The organism is Roseomonas sp. KE2513 (assembly GCF_016107305.1).
Taxonomy (GTDB): Bacteria; Pseudomonadota; Alphaproteobacteria; order Acetobacterales; family Acetobacteraceae; genus Roseomonas.
The window spans coordinates 140,999-160,813 of sequence record NZ_RCVR01000013.1; the positions used below are offsets into that span (position 1 = coordinate 140,999).

The window sequence follows — 19,815 nt, forward strand, 5'->3', positions numbered from 1 at the left end:
TCTCAGCCCTCCACCACAACCATGCCCATGGCGCGGGCGGACCCGGCCAGCATCCGAACCGCGGCGGCTTCGTCCACGCAGTTCATGTCCTTCATCTTCACCTTGGCGATCTCGGCAAGCTGGGACTTCGTCACGCGGCCGACCGCGCCACCCTTGCCCGGGGTCTGGCTGCCCTTCTCGAGCTTGGCCGCCTTGAGCAGGAAGTAGGTGTTCGGGGGCGTCTTGGTGATGAAGGAGAAGGTGCGGTCCGAATAGGCGGTGATGACCACCGGCGTCGGGGTCCCGGGCTCCATGCCCTGGGTCGCCGCGTTGAATTCCTTCACGAATTGCATGATGTTCAGGCCGCGCTGACCGAGCGCGGGGCCCACAGGCGGGGAAGGATTGGCCTTGCCCGCCGGGATCTGCAGCTTGATGTAGCCGACGATCTTCTTCGCCATTGCTGGCACTCTCCTATACTTCGGAGGCCCGCGGTGCCTGCGGCCCGCCCCGATAGGCTGGGGCCGGACCTCCCGCGTTCCTGAAAACGCGCGGCGGCCGGGCGAGGTGAACCCCAGCCCGGCCGGCGCGGAGGCGGCATATAAGAGGCTGCGGGGCCCGAGTCCAGCGTAATTCCCGCCCCAGCGCCTCGCCCCGTCAGATCACGTCGCGGTTCACGTCCTTGTAGAGTAGGTACTCGCAGACCTCGTTCCCGGTGGCATAGATTTGCTGCGGCACGTAAGGGCCCATCCAAACGAAGTCGTCGGTCCAGAGCTCGTGCCAGTCCCGCCCGAGGAGCTGCAAGGCCTGTCCCTGCAGCATGACCATGCCGTGCTCCATCACATGCGTCTCGACACACCAGAAGTGGGCGCCGGGCGCGTAGCACATGATGTTCATCTCGAAGTCCATGGGCATCTCGCGCAGCCCGAGCAGCAGGAGCCGCCAGCGGGGCCCGCTATCCTCCCGCTGCGCCGTGTCCCGGTGCCCGACGATCACCTTCGGCACGGGAACACCGGCGGCGGGCTGGTAAGCCTTGCGCACCCAGATCGCCCGCGCCTCCTCGATACCGGCGTTCCGCACGCCATAGGGCACGCCCTGGGGAACATAGATGTAGCCGCCGGGCGCGAGCGAATGGGCCTGCCCCTCAACCGTCACCTCCAGCGCCCCGGCCCGGACATAGAGGAAGGCCTGCACCCCCTCATCCACCGCGTCCGCGCTGCCCGCTCCGGCGGGCACGATCAGCAGGGCCTGGGTGAAGCCCGCCCCCATCCTCCGGCTGGCCTGAAAGCGGGCAATGCAGCCTGGCCAGTTCGGCAGCAGGCTGTCCATGATCCCCTCCGGTGGGAAGACGCAGTAGTTGGGCGTCAGCATGGACCGGTTGTGGCCGATAATGCCCGGCGGGGGATTGGGTGTCGGAACGCGCATGCTATGGCCTCGGTGCGGGAACGACCTTCCCGCACCATGCCGACCGGCTGCCGTCAACCCACCGGCAGGCGACCTTCCCGGGCTGGCTTGCCCGGGAACCCGGGATCAGGCCTTCTCGACCTGCCCGTACTCGAGCTCGACCGGCGTCGCGCGGCCGAAGATGGAGACGGAAACCTTCACGCGGCCCTTCTCCTCGTCCACCTCCTCCACCACGCCGTTGAAGCTGGTGAAGGGGCCGTCGGCCACGCGGACGTTCTCGCCGACCTCGAAGGTGATGGAGGGGCGGCGCGGCTTCTCCGCGTTGTCCTGGACCTGCTGGAGCATCCGCATCGCCTCGCGCTCCGGGATCGGGCTGGGCTTGTTGCGGGCGCCGAGAAAGCCGGTGACCTTCGGCGTGTCCTTCACGAGGTGCCAGGCCTCGTCCGTCATCTCCATCTTCACCAGCACGTAGCCGGGGAAGAACTTCCGCTCGGTATTCACCTTCTGGCCGCGGCGCACTTCCACCACGTCCTCGGAGGGCACGAGCACGTCCTCGATCCGGTCGGCCAGGCCCTTCTGGGCGGCCTGCTCCTTGATCTGGCTCGCGATCTTCTTCTCGAAGCCCGAGTAGACGTGGACCACGTACCACTTCTTGTCGGCCATAACGGCGACGCTCCCAATCCTGTGGCGCTGGCCTCCGGCCCTTGGGGCAATAACCCCCGGCCTCCGGCGCGGCGCGAAATCTTACGAGGTCAACCGAATCCGAACAGCAGCCGCATCATGAGCTGGATCAGCCAGTCCGCCACCAGGAAGAAGATGGCGGCCAGGGCCGAGAGCGCCAGCACCAGCCCGGTGGTGATCAGCGTCTCCTTCCGGCTCGGCCAGGTGACCCGGCTGATCTCCTGCCGCACGTCGCGCAGGTAGCCTGCGGGATTGAAACCGGCCACGTCGGGGCCCCTCCAGGCGCCGGGTCCAGAACGGTCTCCCCGGGATGAAGCCTGGGGGAGGATGGCTGGACGCCGCAGCGCGGTGATCGGCGAGCAGGATGCTCAGAAACGGGTCATGCACGGCCCGCCCCGGCTGCCGGACCGGGCTTTCGGCCCGAATTCGGTGCGCTGGCAGGGGCGGAGGGTCTCGAACCCCCAACCTCCGGTTTTGGAGACCGGCGCTCTAGCCAATTGAGCTACGCCCCTAGGGCAGGCCACGCAGGGGCCGTGCCTTACGGCAAGGCGCGGCGGCTGTCGAGAGGGTGCGGGACAATGAAGGCGTCGCCGCTACCGCGGCAGCGGGTCTCGGACCACCAGCGTCCGGGCGATGCGGTCGTGCCAGCACTGCCGGCGCGGATCCCAAAGCATCCAGAGATAGCCCAGCCCGAGCGGAATGCTGGAGAGGATATAGCCAAAATACCGAGCCACGAGACGCGGCCAGGGCGGCGTGCCGCCCGTTTCCGCATCGATCACCCGCAGCCGCATGAGCATCTTGCCGGGGGTGGCCTGGCGGCTGGCCCAGAAGAGGATGATCAGCAGCGCGGAGATGAGCTGGAGCAGGACATCCGAACCCGGCGAGAGCCCCCTCCCCCCGCGCACGAAATCGCCGAGAAGCACGAGGACGAGGCCGACAGGGATCATCCAGGCGGCGTCCAGGATCTGCGCTGCCACCCGCGGCCAGAACCCGGCCAGTTCCACGCCGCCCTGTCCGGACATGCCGCTCTCCTCACCCTGAGCGGCCGGTTGTCCGTGCCGGCGAGGGGCTTGTCCAGCCCCGCGCCAGGGCGCCAGAAACAGAAAGGGCGGCCCCCCCCTTGCCGGAGGCCCGCCCTTCCCTTCCTGCCCCGAGAGGCGATTCGTCTTACTTCTCGATGCTCGCGACGACGCCGGCGCCGACGGTGCGGCCACCCTCGCGGATGGCGAAGCGCAGGCCCTGGTCCATGGCGATCGGGGCGATCAGCTCCACCGTCATCGCGACGTTGTCGCCCGGCATCACCATCTCCACGCCCTCGGGCAGCTGCACCACGCCCGTCACGTCGGTCGTGCGGAAGTAGAACTGCGGCCGGTAGTTCGTGAAGAACGGCGTGTGGCGACCGCCCTCCTCCTTCGTCAGGATGTAGGCCTCGGCCTTGAACTGCGTGTGCGGCGTGATCGCGCCAGGCTTGGACAGAACCTGCCCGCGCTCCACGTCCTCGCGCTTCGTGCCGCGCAGCAAGGCCCCGATGTTGTCGCCCGCCTCGCCGCTGTCGAGCAGCTTGCGGAACATCTCGACGCCCGTCACCGTCGTCTTCACGGTGTCCTTCAGGCCGACGATCTCGACCTCCTCGCCCACCTTGACGATCCCGCGCTCAACGCGCCCCGTCACCACCGTGCCGCGGCCCGAGATCGAGAACACGTCCTCGATCGGCATCAGGAACGGCAGGTCCTTCGGGCGCTCCGGCTGCGGAATGTAGGCGTCCACCGCCTCCATCAGCTTCAGGATCGCCTGCTCGCCCTGCTCGGGGTTCTTGTCTTCGAGCGCCATCAGCGCCGAGCCGTGGATGATCGGAATGTCGTCGCCCGGGAACTGGTAGGACGACAGCAGCTCGCGAACCTCCATCTCGACCAGCTCCAGCAGGTCGGGGTCCGCCATGTCCACCTTGTTCAGGAACACCACCAGCGCCGGAACGCCAACCTGGCGCGCCAGCAGGATGTGCTCGCGCGTCTGCGGCATCGGGCCGTCAGCCGCCGACACCACCAGGATCGCGCCGTCCATCTGCGCCGCACCCGTGATCATGTTCTTCACGTAGTCAGCGTGGCCAGGGCAGTCCACGTGCGCGTAGTGCCGGTTCGCCGTCTCGTACTCCACGTGCGCCGTCGAGATCGTGATCCCGCGAGCCCGCTCCTCCGGCGCCTTGTCAATCTGGTCGTACGCCGTGAACGACGCACCGCCCGTCTTGGCCAGAACCTTCGTGATCGCCGCCGTCAAAGACGTCTTGCCGTGGTCCACATGGCCAATCGTGCCAATGTTGCAGTGCGGCTTCGTCCGCTCGAACTTCGCCTTACCCATGTCGCGTCCCGTCCTGTCCCTGCCGGGGGCATGCGCCCCCCGCCTGCCATGCAGGCTGTGTTACCCACCCGTGATGAGATGGGACCAATATGGTGCTGAAGGCGGCTTTTTTCAGGCTGGGCCGCCACTGGTGGCGGCTGGAGCGGGTGACGGGAATCGAACCCGCACAGCCAGCTTGGAAGGCTGGAACTCTACCATTGAGCTACACCCGCTGAGCCAGAGCCATGGCCTGCCGAGCAGACCGGTCACACAGATGCGCACCGCTCCGGCGGGCTGGGACACATGGAGGGGGTTGGATTCGAACCAACGTAGGCGCAAGCCAGCGGATTTACAGTCCGCCCCCTTTAGCCACTCGGGCACCCCTCCACAGGGTGTCCCCACCCTGACGGGCGGGAGCCGGCGGACTATCCGAGAAGCGGCGCGCCTGTCAACGTGAGTGGCCGCATCTGAGTGCGCCTTCAGCCATTATGGATCGCGCCAAGGCATTGTCCCGGGGCGGTGCATGGCAGACGGCGGTGCATTGGCCTTGCGGCAGGCCCCGCGATTTGCAGGATGCGGCCATGTCTCCCCCTCGACGGCCGCATGGCCCACGCTCCTCCGGCCCGGGCAATGGCCCCCAGTCCGGCCCCCATGCGGGTCCGGGCTTCGGACCCAGCGCGCGCTCAGCCTCCGGGCAGCCGCCTCGCCCGCGCGCCTTCGACGGAAAGCGCGGCTGGAGCGGCAGCGAGGCACCGTCCGAGGGGCGCGGCGGGCGCCCGCCCTTCCCCAAGCCCGGTGCCGGCCCGGCGGGTAGCCCGTCCCCGGGCGGCAAGCCCTGGGCGAAACCGCCGGGCAAGTCCTGGAGCCGCCCGCCCGGCGACGCGCGCCCTGGCCGCCCGGGCGCCGAGCCCGAGGCGCCCCGCGGTCCCCGCCCGCCCCGCGCGGCCGAGGCCCCCCGCCGCGATGCCGCCGAGGACCGGGCCCCCGCCAACACCTTCTGGATGCACGGACTGCACGCCGTCGGCGCTGCGCTGCTGAACCCGAAGCGCCGCCTGCGCCGCCTGCTGCTGACCGCCGAGGCCGAGGCCGCGCTCGCCGCCCGTCTGCCGCCCGGCACCTTCGCCGCGCGCAAGCTCGGCGTGGAGCGGGTGGAGGACCGGGTCCGCTTCCACAGCTTCCTGCCGGAGGATGCCGTGCACCAGGGCGCCGCCATGCTGGTGGAACCCCTGCCCGGCGTCGGGCTTGAGGACGTGCTGGAGGCCTCGACCGGCCCCGTGCTGCTGCTCGACCAGGTGACGGACCCGCGCAATGTCGGCGCCATCCTCCGCTCGGCCGCCGCCTTCGGGGCGGCGGCGGTGGTGGTGCAGGACCGGCACGCCCCGCCCGAGACCGGCGCCCTCGCCCGCGCGGCGTCCGGCGCACTGGAGCTCGTGCCGATGGTGCGGGAGGTGAACCTCGCCCGCACCATCCGGGGGATGCAAGACCGGGGCATCTGGGTGCTCGGCCTCGCCGGCGAGGCAACGCGCACCCTAGCCGAGGCCAAGCCGGCCGACCGCCGCGTGGGGCTCGTGCTCGGCGCCGAGGCCGGCGGCCTGCGCCGGCTCCAGCGCGAGACCGTGGACGAGATGGTGCGCCTGCCGATCGCGGAGGACGTGGAGAGCCTCAACGTCGCCGCCGCTGCCGCCGTCGCCCTTTACGAGCTGGCCCGCGCATGACCGCGGCCGTCGAGCGTATCCTGGCGGCCCGACGGGCGGGGCAGCCCTTCCCCGACCTCGAGCCGGAAGCACCGCCGGATGTTGCGGCCGGCTACGCGATGCAGCGCGCAGTGGCCGAAGCGATAGGCGCCGTGCCGCCCGCCGGCTTCAAAATTGGCGCCACCACCGAGTCGATGCGCGCCTATCTTGGCCTCGCCCATCCCTGCGCCGGCTTCTGCCCGGCGGAGGGCATCCAGGACCGGGTCGGCCGCTTCCGCTTCGCCGACTATGTCCGCCCGGGCGTGGAGTGCGAGATCGGCCTCCGCCTCGCGCACGACCTCTCCCACGGCGAGCACAGCCGGGACTCGGTGGCGGGCGCGGTGGAGCAGGTCTTCGCGGCGATCGAGGTGGTGGACAACCGCTACGGTGACTTCGCGGCCCTCGGCGCGCCCTCCCTGATCGCGGATTCAGTCTTCCATGCGGGCGGCGTCATCGGGGCGCCCGCCTCCGGCTGGCCAGGACTCGACCTGCCGGCCGCACGGGGCCGGTTGCTGGTGGATGGGGTGGAACGCGCCGCAGGCCTCGGGGCTGAGCTACTCGGGCATCCGCTGGACGCGCTCGCCTGGTTGGCGGGATCGCCCCTGGCCGAGGTTTTCGGCGGGTTGCGGGCGGGACAGGTCGTCTTCCTGGGCTCCGTCACACCGCCGATCTGGCTTGACGGCCCTGGTGAGGTAGTGGTCGCCTTCGACCTTCTCGGCGAGGTCTCCGCACGCTTCGTGTGAGGGGCGGCCGCACGCCCATCTGACGATCTCGTGCTTCGCTGAAAGGCCGATCATTACGACCCATTAACTCCATCCAGCGAAACTTGGCTCAGCACCCGGATGGGGCATGACCAGGCCAGGAGGGCGTCGGCCAAGGAATCTTTCGATGTACCGTTCCTCAACCCTGTCCGCCGATGCCGTGCCGGTGACGCCGGGGGCATGGCACAACCTGCCTGAGGAGCTTCAGCTCGTTCTGTCACGCGAGGCGCTGCGGCGGGCCGCTGAAACCCTCGCCGAGCACGCGGAGCTCCTGGCCACGGAGATCGAGGCGGGGGCGCTGCTTGACCAGGGCGGGCCAGAAGCGCTGCGCCTGTTCGCTGCTGTGGTGCGGGCTACCAACCAGGACGGTTTCGCCACGGTCGGAAATGCCTGACTAAGCCCGCCGCGCCCCTCCTGCGACTCGAGGAATGCCGCCGCCGGGATTTCCTCGCCTCGCTTCCCTAGGCAGAGGGTCAGCGGCAGGAAGCGGCGGAAGCTCTGCTGAAAGCCGCTCCCACCTGATTGGTGGGATGCGCGCCGCCACGAGGCGCTTTTCATGGAGCCCGGAAGGCGCAGCCCTTCGCGCGGTCGAGGCAACCGTCACCCTCTTGCCCGAGGATACGGAAGTATCGGGAATACTCAGCTAAGCCAGGACGAACGTCGCGACCGCTTCCTGAAGGCGGCAGGGCCTTTAAGTTCCATGTCACGGAACATCACCGACACATAGAAACGACATGAACGACTAGAAATGCTGCATCGCACCATTCATGTTAGCCGAGAGGATTAGGGGGGAACAAAGGTAGGATATCCCTGATGTTCGTTGTCTTCTCGGTTCTTCTCGCCGGTATCGTCGCGGCGCAGATTACCACGCGCTTGGCGCAGGACCGTTTCGCCGGCTTCCGCAACCTTCCGCGTTCTGTTTTCGGAAATTAGTGCCCATGGTGGCCGAGGGGGGCTGGATACGGACCGGTCCGGACAGCCCCCGATCGGCCTGCTGGCAGGCAGCCCTCGGCGTCAATTGACAGTAGGCCCGCGGTGCCGGGTGAGGGGATCGAACCCCCGACCTTCGGTTTACAAAACCGCTGCACTACCGCTGTGCTAACCCGGCCCGCGGCCGCCCTATAGCAAAGCCGCGCGCGGGTGTCTCGGGGCAGCTTCGCTCCTTTGCCGCACCCTCGATTCCCGCTGAAAATCTGCTGGCGGCGTCCTATGTTCGATAGGACATGGATACCCTGCCACCTGCCCTCTTCGCCCCCATTCGCCGGCCGGTGCCCGCCGGGGGCAAGCCTCTGAAGGTCGTCTCCCCCTACGAACCCGCGGGCGACCAGCCCCAGGCCATCGCGGATCTCGTTCAGGGCCTGAAGGACCGTGACGAGCGGGACCAGGTGCTGCTCGGCGTTACCGGCTCGGGCAAGACCTTCACCATGGCCAAGGTGATCGAGTCGGTGCAGCGCCCCACGCTCATCCTGGCCCCCAACAAGACGCTGGCGGCGCAGCTCTATGGGGAGATGAAGTCCTTCTTTCCCGACAACGCGGTTGAGTACTTCGTTTCCTACTACGACTACTACCAACCGGAAGCCTATGTCCCTCGCACCGACACCTACATAGAGAAAGACGCCCAGATCAACGAGCAGATCGACCGCATGCGCCACTCGGCCACGCAGTCCCTGCTCGAACGGCGGGACGTGGTCATCGTGGCCTCGGTCTCTTGCATCTACGGCATCGGCTCGGTCGAGACCTACGGCAACATGACCGTGAAGCTGGAACTGGGCGGGCACATCGCGCGCGAGCTGCTGCTGAAGGCCCTGGTCGAACTGCAGTACCGCCGCAACGACGCCGCCTTCCAGCGCGGCACCTTCCGCGTGCGCGGCGAGACCGTCGATATCTGGCCCTCCCACCTCGAAGACCGCGCCTGGCGAATCTCCCTTTTCGGGGACGAGGTGGACGGGCTGCGCGAGTTCGACCCACTGACGGGCGAGGTGGCGGGCGAGATGGAGCGCGTGGCGATCTACGCCAACAGCCACTACGTCACGCCGCGTCCGACGCTCATCCAGGCCATCCGCGACATTAAGATCGAGTTGCGCGAGACGCTCGCCCGCCTGAATGCCGAGGGCAAGCTGCTGGAGGCCCAACGGCTGGAGCAGCGCACCACCTTTGACATCGAGATGATGGAGACGACGGGCGTCTGTAAGGGCATCGAGAACTACTCTCGCTACCTCTCCGGCCGCGGCCCCGGCCAGCCACCGCCGACCCTCTTCGAGTACCTGCCCGAGGGCGCGCTGCTGATCGTGGACGAGAGCCACGTCACCGTGCCGCAGATCGGCGGCATGGCGCGCGGTGACGCCGCCCGGAAGTCCGTGCTCGCCGATTTTGGCTTCCGTCTGCCCTCCTGCCTCGATAACCGCCCGCTGCGCTTCGAGGAGTGGGAGAGCTTCCGGCCCTCCAGCATCTTCGTCTCGGCCACCCCCGGCCCCTGGGAGATGGAGCGCAGCGGCGGCGTCTTCGCCGAGCAGGTGATCCGCCCGACCGGCCTCATCGACCCGCCCGTCGAGATCCGCCCCGTGGAGCGCCAGGTGGACGACCTGCTGGCCGAGTGCCGCGACGTAATCGCCCAGGGCGGCCGCGTGCTGGCCACGACGCTGACCAAGCGCATGGCCGAGGACCTGACGGAGTACATGACGGAGACGGGCATCAAGGTCCGCTACCTCCACTCCGACGTGGACACGCTGGAGCGGATCGAGATCATCCGTGACCTTCGCCGCGGCGTCTTCGACGTGCTGGTGGGCATCAACCTCCTGCGCGAGGGGCTGGACATCCCGGAGTGCCGGATGGTCGCCATCCTCGACGCCGACAAGGAGGGCTTCCTCCGCTCCACCACCTCCCTCATTCAGACGATCGGCCGCGCAGCGCGCAACGCCGAGGGCCGCGTGATCCTCTACGCCGACCGCATGACCGACAGCATGCGCCGCGCCATCGAGGAGACCGACCGGCGCCGGGCGAAGCAGGTGGCCTACAACGAGGCGCACGGCATCACGCCGCAGACGATCCGCCGCGACATCGCGGACGTGCTGCAATCGGTCTACGAGCAGGACTATGTGACGGTGGAGGCGGTGGAGGACGATGCGAGCGCCAACTTCATCGGCCACAACCTACGCGCCAGCATCGCCGAGCTGGAACGCCGGATGCGCACCGCCGCGGCCGACCTGGAGTTCGAGACCGCCGCCCGGCTGCGCGACGAGATCAAGCGGCTGGAGGCGCTGGAGTTGGGCCTGGACGCCCCGCCACCCTCCGGCACCGAGGCACGGGCTCCGGCCCGGGGCACCCCGGCAGCGCCGGGCTCGCCGAAGGGCCGGGCCAAGGGCGACTGGAAGCCCAAGCCCTTGGGTCCGGGGGGCGGTGGCTACGATCCCGACAAGCGCAGCACCCGCACGGCCTCGCGCGGGGCGCCGCGGCGCCGGGCCGGATAGGTCCGCGCCGGACGAGACCCTGGGTAGGCCAAAGGGGTTGCCATAAAGTACCCGCCCGGCCCTATGAGGAGGGCGCGACCCCTGGTCGCCTCCCCTTCCTCATGAGGCCTCCCGATGGCGGGTCCGGACCGCACCATCAGCGTTCTGAAGCTCTTCACGCTGGAGAGTCCGGCCTGGACCGTGGAGCGGGCGGCGGCGGCGCTTGGCGTCTCTGCTAGCAGCGCCTATCGCTACGTCGCCGTTCTGACCGAAGCCGGGCTGCTGACGTCCGCCGGTGGCGGTGCCTACGTTCTTGGCCCCGCCTTCATCCAGTACGACCGCCAGATCCAGTTGACCGATCCGCTGCTGCAGGTCGCCCGCCCCGTGATGGAGGAGATCCTCCGCTTCGCGCCCCTCGGCAGCACGGTGCTGCTCTGCCGCCTATTCGGGGAGACGGTCCTCTGCATCCATCAGGTGGCCGGGCGCATGGCCGGTGACCCCGTAAGCTACGAGCGTGGGCGGCCGATGCCCCTGTTCAAAGGAGCCACATCTAAGGCGATCCTCGCCTGGCTCCCCTCGCGCGACCTGCGGCGCATCTTCGAGGCGCATCGGGCCGAGATTGCCGCCAGCGGCCTTGGGCGCGACTGGCCTTCCTTCCGCGCCAGCCTCGTGCGCATCCGCCGGGCAGGCCATGAGGTAAGCCGGGGCGAGTTGGACTCCGGCCGTATCGGCGTCGCCGTGCCCATTCTTGATGACAGCCGGCGCGCGCTCGGCAGCCTCAGCTACGTGATCGCCGCGCGGGAAAGTGCCTCGGTCCCCCGCTTGGTTCCCCTGCTGACAGCCGCTGCCCGGGGGATCGAAGGTGGGCTGGCAGGAGCGGTGGAGCACAAGCTCCAAGAGGCACCCGAACATACATTTTTATCATAATAAGAGAAATTCGCCTTGTTATGGCTTGAGCTATTCTCTAATCCTGTGAACAGGAGAGGAGTTGGTTCATATGTCCACGGCTGTCGGCGCAGGCGCCTACCTTCACCACATGCAACTGCTGAGCAGTGACCCCGGACGGCTCGCCGGCTTCTACGCGGACGCCATGGACATGGCCGCACGGCCTATCGAGGGCGGCTGGATCGCCGAGGGACCGGGCCGGCAGGTTCTCTTTGCCGAGGGGCCGGACAAGGGGCTCGGCTACGCCGCCTTCGCCTGCCGCGACACGGAGGGGCTGGCCGCCATCCGGGCGCGGGCGGAGACGCGGGGCGCGGCCATTCTCTCCTCCCCCAGTCCCCTCTTCGGCGCCGAGGCCTTCGGGGTGCGAGACCCCGATGGCAACCTCATCCTCTTTGGGATGAGCGGGGGCGAAGTGCGACGGCCTGGCCTGCGTGCGCCCCTGCAGCACCTGACTCTCGCCACCCATGACCCGGAGGCGATCGAGGCCTTCTACACCGGCACGCTCGGTTTCCTGACGAGCGACTACGTGCGGAACGAGACCGGCGCGGTGCAGACCTGCTGGATGCGCTCGAACCACGAGCACCACACCCTCGCCTGCTTCCGCCACAGCCGCCGGGGCATCGACCACCACAGCTACGAGGCCGGTGACTGGGCTCTCATCAAGGACTGGTGCGACCGGATGGGCGATCGCCGCATCCGCATCATCTGGGGCCCTGGCCGGCATGGTCCGGGGAACAACATCTTCATCTTTATCGAGGATCCGGACGGCAACTGGATCGAGATCAGCGCGGAGCTGGAGGTGATGCGCGACCGCGCACCGATGGACTGGCCGCACGAGGAGCACAGCCTCAATTCCTGGGGCCGCGGAATCCTTAGAAGCTGACCGGCAAGGTGGAGGGAACGGCGATGGAGGCGGTGCGGCATTACCCCGTCGCGGTGATCGGCGCGGGCCCGATCGGGCTGACGCTGGTGAACCTGCTCGGGCGCTTCGGCATCGCGGTGCTGCTGGTGGAGCGCAATCCAACGACCGTGCAGGAGCCGCGCGCGGTTTCCATCGACGACGAATCGCTGCGGACGATGCAGGCCGCGGGCGTGGTGGAGACGGTGCTCGGCGGCGTCGTAGCCGGCTACGGCTCCCACTACTACACGCGCCGCCGTACCCGCTTCGCGCGGGTGGAGCCCACAGGCCAGCCCTACGGCTATCCCCGCCGGAACGCCTTCCGCCAGCCGGTGCTGGAGGGCCAGCTTCGCGAGGCCCTCGGCCGCTTCCCCCATGTGGAGGCGCGCTTCGGCTGGAAGCTTCTCGACTACGCGCAGGACGAGGCGCGGGTCACCCTCTCACTGGAGGGGCCGGACGGCGCGCGGCAGGACGTGACCTGCGACTACCTGGTCGGCTGCGACGGCGCCGCGAGCCGCGTGCGGGAGGTCCAGGGCGTGGGGCTCGAGGGCACGACCTTCGACGAGCGCTGGCTCATCCTCGATCTCGAAAACAACGAGAACACCACGAAGCACACCGAAGTCTTCTGCGACCGCCACCGGCCCTGCATCACCCTGCCCGGCCCCGACCGCACGCGCCGCTTCGAGTTCAAGCTGCTGCCGGGCGAGACCGATGCGGACCTGCTGGCGCCAGAGATGGTGGAGCGCCTTCTCCGCACCCACGGCGCCGACCCGCGGGCGACGCTCCGGCGAAAGGTGGTCTACCGCTTCCACGCGCGGGTCGCGCCGCGCTGGTCCTTCGGCCGCGTCTTCCTAGCGGGAGACGCCGCGCACCTCACGCCGCCCTTCGCGGGCCAGGGGATGAACAGCGGAATCCGAGACGCGCAGAACCTCGCCTGGAAAATGGCCGCGGTGCTGGAAGGACGGCTCGGCCCGGGCCTGCTCGACAGCTACGAGCGGGAGCGCAAGGACCATATCTGGCAGATGGTTCGGCTGGCTCTCCGCATGGGGCAGGTGATGGCCCCACGCAGCTGGCTGCACGGCGCCCTGACGCAGGGCGCCTTCCTCGCGCTGAACATCTGGCCGCCGGCGCGCGATTACGTGGCACAGATGCGCTACAAGCCGCCGCCGCGCTTCCACGAAGGCTTCCTGCTGCCGGACGGGCGCGGCCGCGCCTCCCTCATCGGCCGGCTTCTGCCCCAACCGCGGGTGCGTCGCCCCGATGGCAGCGAGGTGCTGCTGGACGAGGTGCTGGGCAACCGCTTCGCCCTGCTCGCACGGGCCGACGATCCGGCCGCCCTGGCAAATCTCAACCAGCCCCTCTGGGAGCGGCTCGGGGCCGTGCGGCTGGTCGTGACGCCGGGTGCGACCGACTCCCCTGGCACAGTGTCGGAGCCGGCGGGCGAAGCGGGCAACGGCTTCCGCGCGGCCCTCGCCCCCTATGCCGGCTGTGCCCTGCTGCTACGGCCGGACCACTACGTCGCGGCCAGCATTCCACTTGTCGATTCAAAGAGCGCGGTGCTTGCCGTGGAGGCCCTGCTGGCGGCCACCGGCAAGGCGGCACCAGTTCATGCGGGCATTCTGACCACTATTTCTGAGAACGCGCCGGGTTGAACATCGCCCGACAATATCCCCACGCAAAGCGGCACAATCGTAACGGATAAGGAGCATGTAATGTCGTTAAACTTTACGAAATACTCATCACGGCCGTAGATCAAATGTCCATCTTTCTGATCCAACATACACTTTTGTTTGGTGCGTTTTTTGCTCGGTGAATATTAGGCGAGAAAGCCTCGGACCACGAACGTGGCCGTCCTCATCGGGAGACGTTCCATCTTGAGACCGTTCATCAAAGCGGCCGCCTTCGCGGTTCTGGGCAGCATTGCCCTGACCTCGATGGCGCAGGCCGCCACCTTCACCAGCCTTTACGTGTTCGGTGACAGCTATTCCGACACGGGCGCTTACATCCCGCTGACCAACGGCTCGACGGCCACCGGATATCTCGCGCAGAACTACGGCATTCCCCTGACGACGCCTCGGAATGCCAGTCCCGGCACGAGCGGCATCAACTTCGCCCAGAGCGGCGCCCGCGTGGATGTCGGCCCGACAGCACCCGCCACTCAGCCGCAAAGCCTCACCCAGCAGGTCGCGAGCTTCCAGGGCCTCGTGAACTCGGGGGCGGCATCATTCAACCCGTCCTCAAGCCTCTTCTTCCTCGCCGGCGGCCTGAACGACCATACCCGCGCCACGCAGGCATCCATCGCGCAGGCCACGACGAACCAGGTGTCGACGCTCTACTCGCTCGGCGCCCGCTACTTCGAGATCGCGTTGCTGCCGGCGGGCATCCCCGCGTTCACGGACAGCGCCAACTTCCTCAACCCCGTCTACACGGCGCTCGTCCCGCAGTTGCAGGCGCAATTCTCGGACGCGGTGATCCGCCTGAGCAACTGGGGCGCCTACTACGACGACATCCTGAACAACCCCGGCCGCTACGGGATCACGAACACGACCGACGCCTGCCAGAGCGGGTTCGGCGCGAATGCGACCGTCTGCGCTACGCCCAACAGCTACTTCTATTTCGTCTCGGCACATCCCTCCGATGCCGCTCACCGCATCGTCGGAGACCGGCTCTACCAGGAGGCGCTCGCCCTCCCGACGGTCACCGTGCCCGAGCCCGCCTCGCTGGCGCTGTTCGGCGTCGGCCTGGCCGGCCTCGGGCTGGTGCGCCGCAAGCGGGCGGCCTGAACCCGCGCGCCGCCGCCCCCCCCACAGGGCGGCGGTCAACGGGTGGCGCTCAGGGACCGCGGCGTCCGCCCGGCGCCGCCTGTGCGGGTGTCGCCGCGCCGCCAGCCCGCTCGGGCAGCCAGGCGTCGGTCCAGCCCGTCTCCGGCTGGGTGCCCGCGGTCTGCACCTGCGTCGCACCCGGGCCGGCGCGACTGACGACGGTGATAGGCAGCACGCCTGGCAGGGTCCGGCAGTTCGGTGCAGGTCCACTAGGGGCAACTGCGCCAGATTGCAGCGCGATTCGGCGATGAAGATCCTCCAGCGTGCGGCAGAACAGCGCGCCGGGCTCAAGGCGGGGACCGGTGGCCGTGAGGCGTGGCGGCGGCGGGGCGACGGCCCGCTCCCGGGCTGCGCCACCCCCGCCCATGCCCATTCCCGGGCCACCCATCATGCCGCCGCCCATTCCGCCCCCGACCATGCCGGCCCCCGGGCCGCCGGGGGAGCCAAGCTGGGCCGCGGCCGGTTCGGCGAGGAGCAACGCGGCGGTGCAGAGCACCGCGATTGAACCCGGCAGGCGCATGTCCATCCCCATCCTCCGACCAGGAGATTAGCGGGTTCGACCCGCACGCGGCAGAGGCCGCGGTGTTGCGCCGGAGGAAATGCCGGCGCGAATGGCCGGTGATTGCCGGCCACGGTCGCAAGAAGCTTGCGCGCGGCCAGGCCGAGGCTGCAACCCGCCGCCTCCACCTGCTTTGTAGCCGCAGCGCAGGCAAGCGCAGGGCGGGTGCATGTTCGGTAGAGCCTGGAAGCTCATCAAGGACGCCATCTCGGGCTTCGTGGAGCACGAGGCCATGACGCGGGGGGCCGCGATCGCCTGCTATACCCTCTTCTCGATCGCGCCCCTGCTCGTCGTCTCCGTCGCGATCGCCGGCTTCTTCTTCGGGCGGGACACGGTGAGTGAGGCGGTTTCGGGCCAGCTCACGGGCCTCGTCGGGGTTCAGGGCGGCCAGGCCATCGAAGCGATGATGAAGGGCAGCTCGCACGACACGGGCAGCAAGGGCATCGCCGCCCTGATCGGAACCGGCATCCTGCTCGTCACCGCCTCCGGCGTCTTCGCGGAGCTGCAGGGGGCGCTGAACGTCATCTGGCAGGCGGAGGCCAAGCCGGTATCGGTCGGTGCCCTCGTCCGGGCGCGCGCGCTCTCGATCGGCCTCGTGGGCGCGACCGGCTTCCTGTTGCTCGTCTCCCTTCTCGTCAGCGCCGTGCTCTCTGCCTTCGGAGGCTGGATCACCGGCTTCCTGCCCGTGCTGGAGATCCTGCTGAAGATCGTAAACTTCTTCGTCAGCATCGGGCTCGTCGCGGTGCTGTTCGGGGCGATCTACAAGATTCTGCCGGACCGGCACCTCACCTGGCGGGACGTGGCGGTAGGGGCCCTGATCACCTCTTTCCTCTTCACCGTCGGTAAGACCGTGATCGGCTGGTACATCGGCGGCAGTGGCATGGCCGAGAGCTACGGCGCCGCCGGGGCGCTCGTCGTGGTGCTCATCTGGGTCTACTACTCCGCGCAGGTCTTCCTGCTGGGGGCAGAGTTCACCCGCGCCTGGGCGGCGCGGGAGGGCGGCTGGCGCGGGGCTCTCCCGCTCCGCAGCGCCCCCGCGCCGATCGGGGCCGACGCGCCCTGACGGGCGCCGCCGCTTTCCTTACCCCTCCCGCGCAATCCGCCGGCAGTGCTCCAGCGCCGCCTCGATGAGGTTATCGCTCGCCTCCGGCGTGCGGAAGGCCGAATGGGCCGAGAGGGTGGCGTTCTCCACCTTCGAGAGCGCGTGCTCGGCCGGCAGCGGCTCCTCGGCATAGACGTCGAGCGCGAGGCGGATGGCGCCGCTCTCCGCCGCGCGGGCCAGCGCGGCCTCGTCCGTGAGCGCTCCACGGGCGGTGTTCACGAAGATTGCGCCCGGCCGCATCTTTGCGATCAGCTCCTCTGAGAGAAACCCGCGTGTCTCGTCGTTCAGCAGGAGGTGCATCGAGACGACGTGGCTCTCGGCGAGGAGGGTGTCGAGGGAGGTGAACTCCACTCCCTTCGCCTCCCGCGGCGTGCGGTTCCAGGCGAGGACTCGCATCCCCGCGCCGTTGCAGAGCCGGGCCATCTCCGCCCCGATGCCCCCGAAGCCGATGAGGCCCACGGTCTTGCGGGTCAGCTCGATTCCGTCTGTGCGGGGCCAGCCGCCGGCGCGGATGCCGCGGTCCATCCCCGCCAAGCCCTTGGCCGAGGCCCACATCAGCGCGAAGGCCATCTCCGCCACCGCGGTATCGCCGTAGCCCTTGATGATGTGGACCTGGATGCCGCACTCGGCCTCCAGCTCCTCCGGGTTCATGTAGCTGCGCGCGCCCGTGCCCAGAAAGACGACGTGCTTCAGCCCGGGAACGGCCTTCGCGATCCCAGTCGGCAGGTGCGTGTGGTCGATGATGGCGATGTCGTGCCCGGCGAGCACGGCCGGCAACCCCTCCGGCTTGATATCCGGGTTGCGGTTGACGGTGACGGGCATGTCGGCCGGGCGGTGGAGACGCTCCATAACCTCCGCCAGGGCGCCCCCGGCATCGACGAAACAGGCGCGCATGCGGCGGATCTCCATCGTGAACTCGGCCGGATGGTAGCCGGGGCCGGGGGCCCCTCCAACGGGAGGGCGGCGTTTTGCCGGCTGCTCCCTGCATCAGCCACCTGCCGGATCACCGGCGGGGGGCTGGCTCGCACTGAATGAGAGGTACCTATCCAGTGCTTCGACCAGCCTGGCCGTTGGTCCAGACGGGCCGGCAGTGGTGTTCCCTTCTTTCGGGGCGACAGTGTGGTTGCCATCTCGGCTGGCCAGGGCTTCCTGCCCCGAGAGCAGCGCGGTCATGGTGGCGGAGGAAAGGGTTGGCGACGTCACCGGGGCGCCCGGCTGGATGGCTTCCATTTCCGCCTCGGTGATCAACCCGTCGCCGTTGGCGTCCACCCGCGCGAAGACTGCCGCCGAGAAGCTGGCGGCCTCCTTCACCTGAGAGGGCTCGGACACCCTGTCGCCGGGCTTGCCCGGCGACAGGGCGGCGAACTCCTCCAGGCTCAGCCCTCCATTGCCGTCCCTGTCAGCGCGCGAAAAGCTTCTTTCCCGCAGCTGCCTGACCATGTCCGCCGCTTGCACGCCGGTGGCCGATGAGACCTGCACGGCACGGTTCCCTTGTTGGAGGTGACGCGCCCGGCGCGCTGGGCGCGGCCCCGCGGGGCGGGGCGGCTTTTTCTAGACCCCGAAATCTCGCCAATTCCTTACAATTCGTTGTCATCGTATTTTTTATGAGACAACACCTTCCCGCCTTCGTCGCCCAACCAAGCGAACATCAGCTCGTGCTTGTTGTGGGCACCGTGGAAGAGCATCCCGCCGGGGATGGCCGCGAAGGCGGCGGCGGTCTCGTGATCGGTTTCGGCCTGGAACTTGATCGTCACGACGATGTTCCGCGCCGCCCCCGCCTCCATCCAGCGGCGCACGAGACCGAGCAGGCGCGCGGGGTAGCAGATGATGTCGGAGAACAGCCAATCGACGGGATAGGGGTCAAGCCCGAAGGCGCTCTCCCGCCGCACGGTCACATTGGGCAGCGCGGCGACCCCGGGGTCCATTTCCGCCTTGTCCACGGCCGTGACCTGCGCGCCCAGTTGCGCCAGCGCCCAGCTCCATCCTCCCGGAACCGCGCCAAGGTCGAGGCAGGTCTCCCCTGGCGCGGGCCAGCGGCCGAGGCGGGTCAGTGCCTCCCACAGCTTGAGATAGGCGCGGCTCGGCGGGCCCTCGCGGTCCTCCGTGAAGGCCGGGGCGCCGTTGACGAAGGGGCTCGTCTTCGTCGGGCTCGCCAGCAGCCGGTCCGGCGCCAGCAGCGTCCAGGCGCCGAGATGGGAAGTCGGCCGGGGCTGGGGAAAGACGATCGGCTTCGGCCGCAGCGGCGGCAGCGCGTCCTGGATGAGGGCGGCGCGGCGGTGGTGCGCCACGTCCAGCAGCGCCCAGTTGCGCTGGATGGCGCGCAGCGCGTTCGCGGCGGCCTTGATGGAGGGCACTTCGATCTCCTGCGGCGCCGTCCAGGTATCGAGGGACCACGGGATTGCGGCGGGCCCCTCCGTCGGCGGGTCCGGCGAAAGGGCGAGCGGGCCGTGCCACCCCCCGATGCGGCGGCCGGCGCGGCGGAGGTCCTCGGCCAGCTCCGCCTCGAAACCCTCCGCGGCGAGGTAGGCGGCGCGGATCACCCGCTCAGTCATCACGTGTTCAGGGCCGGTGCAGCAGGGCGGCGACGGCGAGGAGGAGCCAGCCGAGCATGAGCAGCATCCCCCCCGTCGGTGCGACGCCGCCAAGGCTGCGCCCGGTGAGCGCCACGTTCCACACGGCGCCGCAGAAAAGGATCATCCCGAGAAGGAAGGCGATCCCTGCCCCGCCCGTCGCCCAGCCGCCCCAGCGATCCGCGAGGATGCCGGCCGCGATCAGCGCCATCGCGTGCCAGCCCTGCTGCGTAAGGGCGTTGTCGATCATCCGCGTGCGGGCGGGGTCGAGCGAGAGCCCGTGGGCGGCCCAGGCCGAGAGGGCGACGGCGAGCAGGCCGGCGAGGGCGCCGGCCGCGATCAGGATGCGTGACATGGGCTCGGGTTAGCAGAGGCGAGGGCTGGCGGGGAACCGCAGGTTGCTCGGGGCGGGCTGGCACAATCCTATGCGCCCTCCCTCAGGGAGGCCCCTTCCCGACGATCACGCTCGCGAGCCGCCTGGACGGGGTCGCCCCTCGGTCTCCGCCACGATGACGCAGCGCGCGCGAGCTGGCGGCGACGGGCAAGCGCGCGATCGGCCTCTCCCAGGGGCAGCCGGACTTTCC

Annotated in this window: 20 protein-coding genes and 4 tRNA genes; 9 read left to right on the forward strand and 15 right to left on the reverse strand. The window is 69.1% G+C overall.

The annotated features are described in order from the left end of the window. Positions 1-2: 2 nt before the first annotated feature. From rplK to D9599_RS15210, 9 genes are all read right to left on the reverse strand, one after another. Entirely contained in the window at positions 3-437 is a 435-nt protein-coding gene (rplK, locus tag D9599_RS15170) for a 50S ribosomal protein L11 (RefSeq protein WP_043839680.1), read from the reverse strand. Between the two features lie 196 nt (positions 438-633). Continuing rightward, on the reverse strand, positions 634-1,401 hold the full coding sequence (gene allE / locus D9599_RS15175; protein ID WP_198382104.1) for a (S)-ureidoglycine aminohydrolase: 768 nt from the start codon (positions 1,399-1,401) through the stop codon (positions 634-636). A gap of 105 nt (positions 1,402-1,506) precedes the next feature. Continuing rightward, positions 1,507-2,043, reverse strand: a complete 537-nt coding sequence (gene nusG, locus D9599_RS15180) for a transcription termination/antitermination protein NusG (RefSeq protein WP_043839678.1) — start codon at positions 2,041-2,043, stop codon at positions 1,507-1,509. Positions 2,044-2,132: 89 nt separating this feature from the next. Then, positions 2,133-2,327 carry a preprotein translocase subunit SecE gene (secE, locus tag D9599_RS15185; protein WP_198382105.1) on the reverse strand — a complete coding sequence of 65 codons (195 nt, stop codon included), beginning with the start codon at positions 2,325-2,327 and terminating at the stop codon, positions 2,133-2,135. A 169-nt stretch (positions 2,328-2,496) separates the two neighbouring features. Further along, positions 2,497-2,573: transfer RNA gene (locus tag D9599_RS15190), tRNA-Trp, on the reverse strand. Between the two features lie 81 nt (positions 2,574-2,654). Continuing rightward, positions 2,655-3,083: an RDD family protein gene (locus tag D9599_RS15195; protein ID WP_198382106.1), complete on the reverse strand. Its 429-nt coding sequence runs from the start codon at positions 3,081-3,083 to the stop codon at positions 2,655-2,657. A gap of 145 nt (positions 3,084-3,228) precedes the next feature. After that, on the reverse strand, positions 3,229-4,416 hold the full coding sequence (gene tuf / locus D9599_RS15200) for an elongation factor Tu (RefSeq protein ID WP_198382097.1): 1,188 nt from the start codon (positions 4,414-4,416) through the stop codon (positions 3,229-3,231). Positions 4,417-4,554: 138 nt separating this feature from the next. Beyond that, positions 4,555-4,628: transfer RNA gene (locus tag D9599_RS15205), tRNA-Gly, on the reverse strand. 71 nt (positions 4,629-4,699) lie between these two features. Continuing rightward, positions 4,700-4,782: transfer RNA gene (locus D9599_RS15210), tRNA-Tyr, on the reverse strand. 194 nt (positions 4,783-4,976) lie between these two features. Here D9599_RS15210 and D9599_RS31370 point away from each other — a divergent pair. From D9599_RS31370 to D9599_RS15225, 3 genes are all read left to right on the forward strand, one after another. Beyond that, the gene (locus D9599_RS31370) at positions 4,977-6,110 is read left to right on the forward strand and encodes an RNA methyltransferase (RefSeq protein ID WP_232480525.1); all 1,134 of its coding nucleotides are present in this window, start codon (positions 4,977-4,979) and stop codon (positions 6,108-6,110) included. Next, positions 6,107-6,871, forward strand: coding sequence for a 2-keto-4-pentenoate hydratase (locus D9599_RS15220; protein ID WP_198382108.1), 765 nt, complete (start codon positions 6,107-6,109; stop codon positions 6,869-6,871). Before D9599_RS31370 ends, D9599_RS15220 begins: the two co-directional genes overlap by 4 nt. A 145-nt stretch (positions 6,872-7,016) precedes the next feature. Further along, on the forward strand, positions 7,017-7,283 hold the full coding sequence (locus D9599_RS15225; protein WP_232480526.1) for a hypothetical protein: 267 nt from the start codon (positions 7,017-7,019) through the stop codon (positions 7,281-7,283). A gap of 642 nt (positions 7,284-7,925) precedes the next feature. On the opposite strand, the gene D9599_RS15230 is transcribed toward D9599_RS15225, so the two are convergent. Further along, positions 7,926-7,997, reverse strand: a tRNA-Thr gene (locus tag D9599_RS15230). 115 nt (positions 7,998-8,112) lie between these two features. On the opposite strand from D9599_RS15230, the gene uvrB reads away from it, so the two are divergent. From uvrB to D9599_RS15255, 5 genes are all read left to right on the forward strand, one after another. After that, positions 8,113-10,356 (forward strand): excinuclease ABC subunit UvrB, encoded by a 2,244-nt coding sequence (uvrB, locus tag D9599_RS15235; RefSeq protein ID WP_198382109.1) that lies wholly within the window; start codon positions 8,113-8,115, stop codon positions 10,354-10,356. A 114-nt stretch (positions 10,357-10,470) separates the two neighbouring features. Continuing rightward, positions 10,471-11,262, forward strand: coding sequence for an IclR family transcriptional regulator (locus D9599_RS15240; protein WP_198382111.1), 792 nt, complete (start codon positions 10,471-10,473; stop codon positions 11,260-11,262). Between the two features lie 70 nt (positions 11,263-11,332). After that, on the forward strand, positions 11,333-12,163 hold the full coding sequence (locus D9599_RS15245; RefSeq protein ID WP_198382113.1) for a VOC family protein: 831 nt from the start codon (positions 11,333-11,335) through the stop codon (positions 12,161-12,163). 23 nt (positions 12,164-12,186) lie between these two features. Beyond that, entirely contained in the window at positions 12,187-13,830 is a 1,644-nt protein-coding gene (locus tag D9599_RS15250) for a bifunctional 3-(3-hydroxy-phenyl)propionate/3-hydroxycinnamic acid hydroxylase (protein ID WP_198382115.1), read from the forward strand. A 222-nt stretch (positions 13,831-14,052) separates the two neighbouring features. Then, the gene (locus D9599_RS15255) at positions 14,053-14,961 is read left to right on the forward strand and encodes an SGNH/GDSL hydrolase family protein (RefSeq protein WP_198382116.1); all 909 of its coding nucleotides are present in this window, start codon (positions 14,053-14,055) and stop codon (positions 14,959-14,961) included. Between the two features lie 49 nt (positions 14,962-15,010). Here the strand turns inward: D9599_RS15255 and D9599_RS15260 are convergent, their stop codons facing one another. Then, positions 15,011-15,526 carry a hypothetical protein gene (locus D9599_RS15260; protein ID WP_198382118.1) on the reverse strand — a complete coding sequence of 172 codons (516 nt, stop codon included), beginning with the start codon at positions 15,524-15,526 and terminating at the stop codon, positions 15,011-15,013. 202 nt (positions 15,527-15,728) lie between these two features. Between D9599_RS15260 and D9599_RS15265 the strand changes: the two genes are divergently transcribed. Next, positions 15,729-16,622 carry a YihY/virulence factor BrkB family protein gene (locus D9599_RS15265; RefSeq protein ID WP_198382120.1) on the forward strand — a complete coding sequence of 298 codons (894 nt, stop codon included), beginning with the start codon at positions 15,729-15,731 and terminating at the stop codon, positions 16,620-16,622. An 18-nt stretch (positions 16,623-16,640) separates the two neighbouring features. Here the strand turns inward: D9599_RS15265 and D9599_RS15270 are convergent, their stop codons facing one another. The 4 genes from D9599_RS15270 to D9599_RS15285 form a co-directional block, all read right to left on the reverse strand. Beyond that, on the reverse strand, positions 16,641-17,570 hold the full coding sequence (locus D9599_RS15270) for an NAD(P)-dependent oxidoreductase (protein WP_232480527.1): 930 nt from the start codon (positions 17,568-17,570) through the stop codon (positions 16,641-16,643). Between the two features lie 78 nt (positions 17,571-17,648). Continuing rightward, complete coding sequence (locus tag D9599_RS15275) at positions 17,649-18,140, reverse strand: hypothetical protein (RefSeq protein ID WP_198382129.1); 492 nt, start codon at positions 18,138-18,140, stop codon at positions 17,649-17,651. A 98-nt stretch (positions 18,141-18,238) separates the two neighbouring features. Beyond that, positions 18,239-19,213 carry an SAM-dependent methyltransferase gene (locus D9599_RS15280; protein WP_198382131.1) on the reverse strand — a complete coding sequence of 325 codons (975 nt, stop codon included), beginning with the start codon at positions 19,211-19,213 and terminating at the stop codon, positions 18,239-18,241. A gap of 7 nt (positions 19,214-19,220) precedes the next feature. Then, complete coding sequence (locus D9599_RS15285; RefSeq protein ID WP_198382132.1) at positions 19,221-19,586, reverse strand: DUF423 domain-containing protein; 366 nt, start codon at positions 19,584-19,586, stop codon at positions 19,221-19,223. Positions 19,587-19,815: the final 229 nt, after the last annotated feature.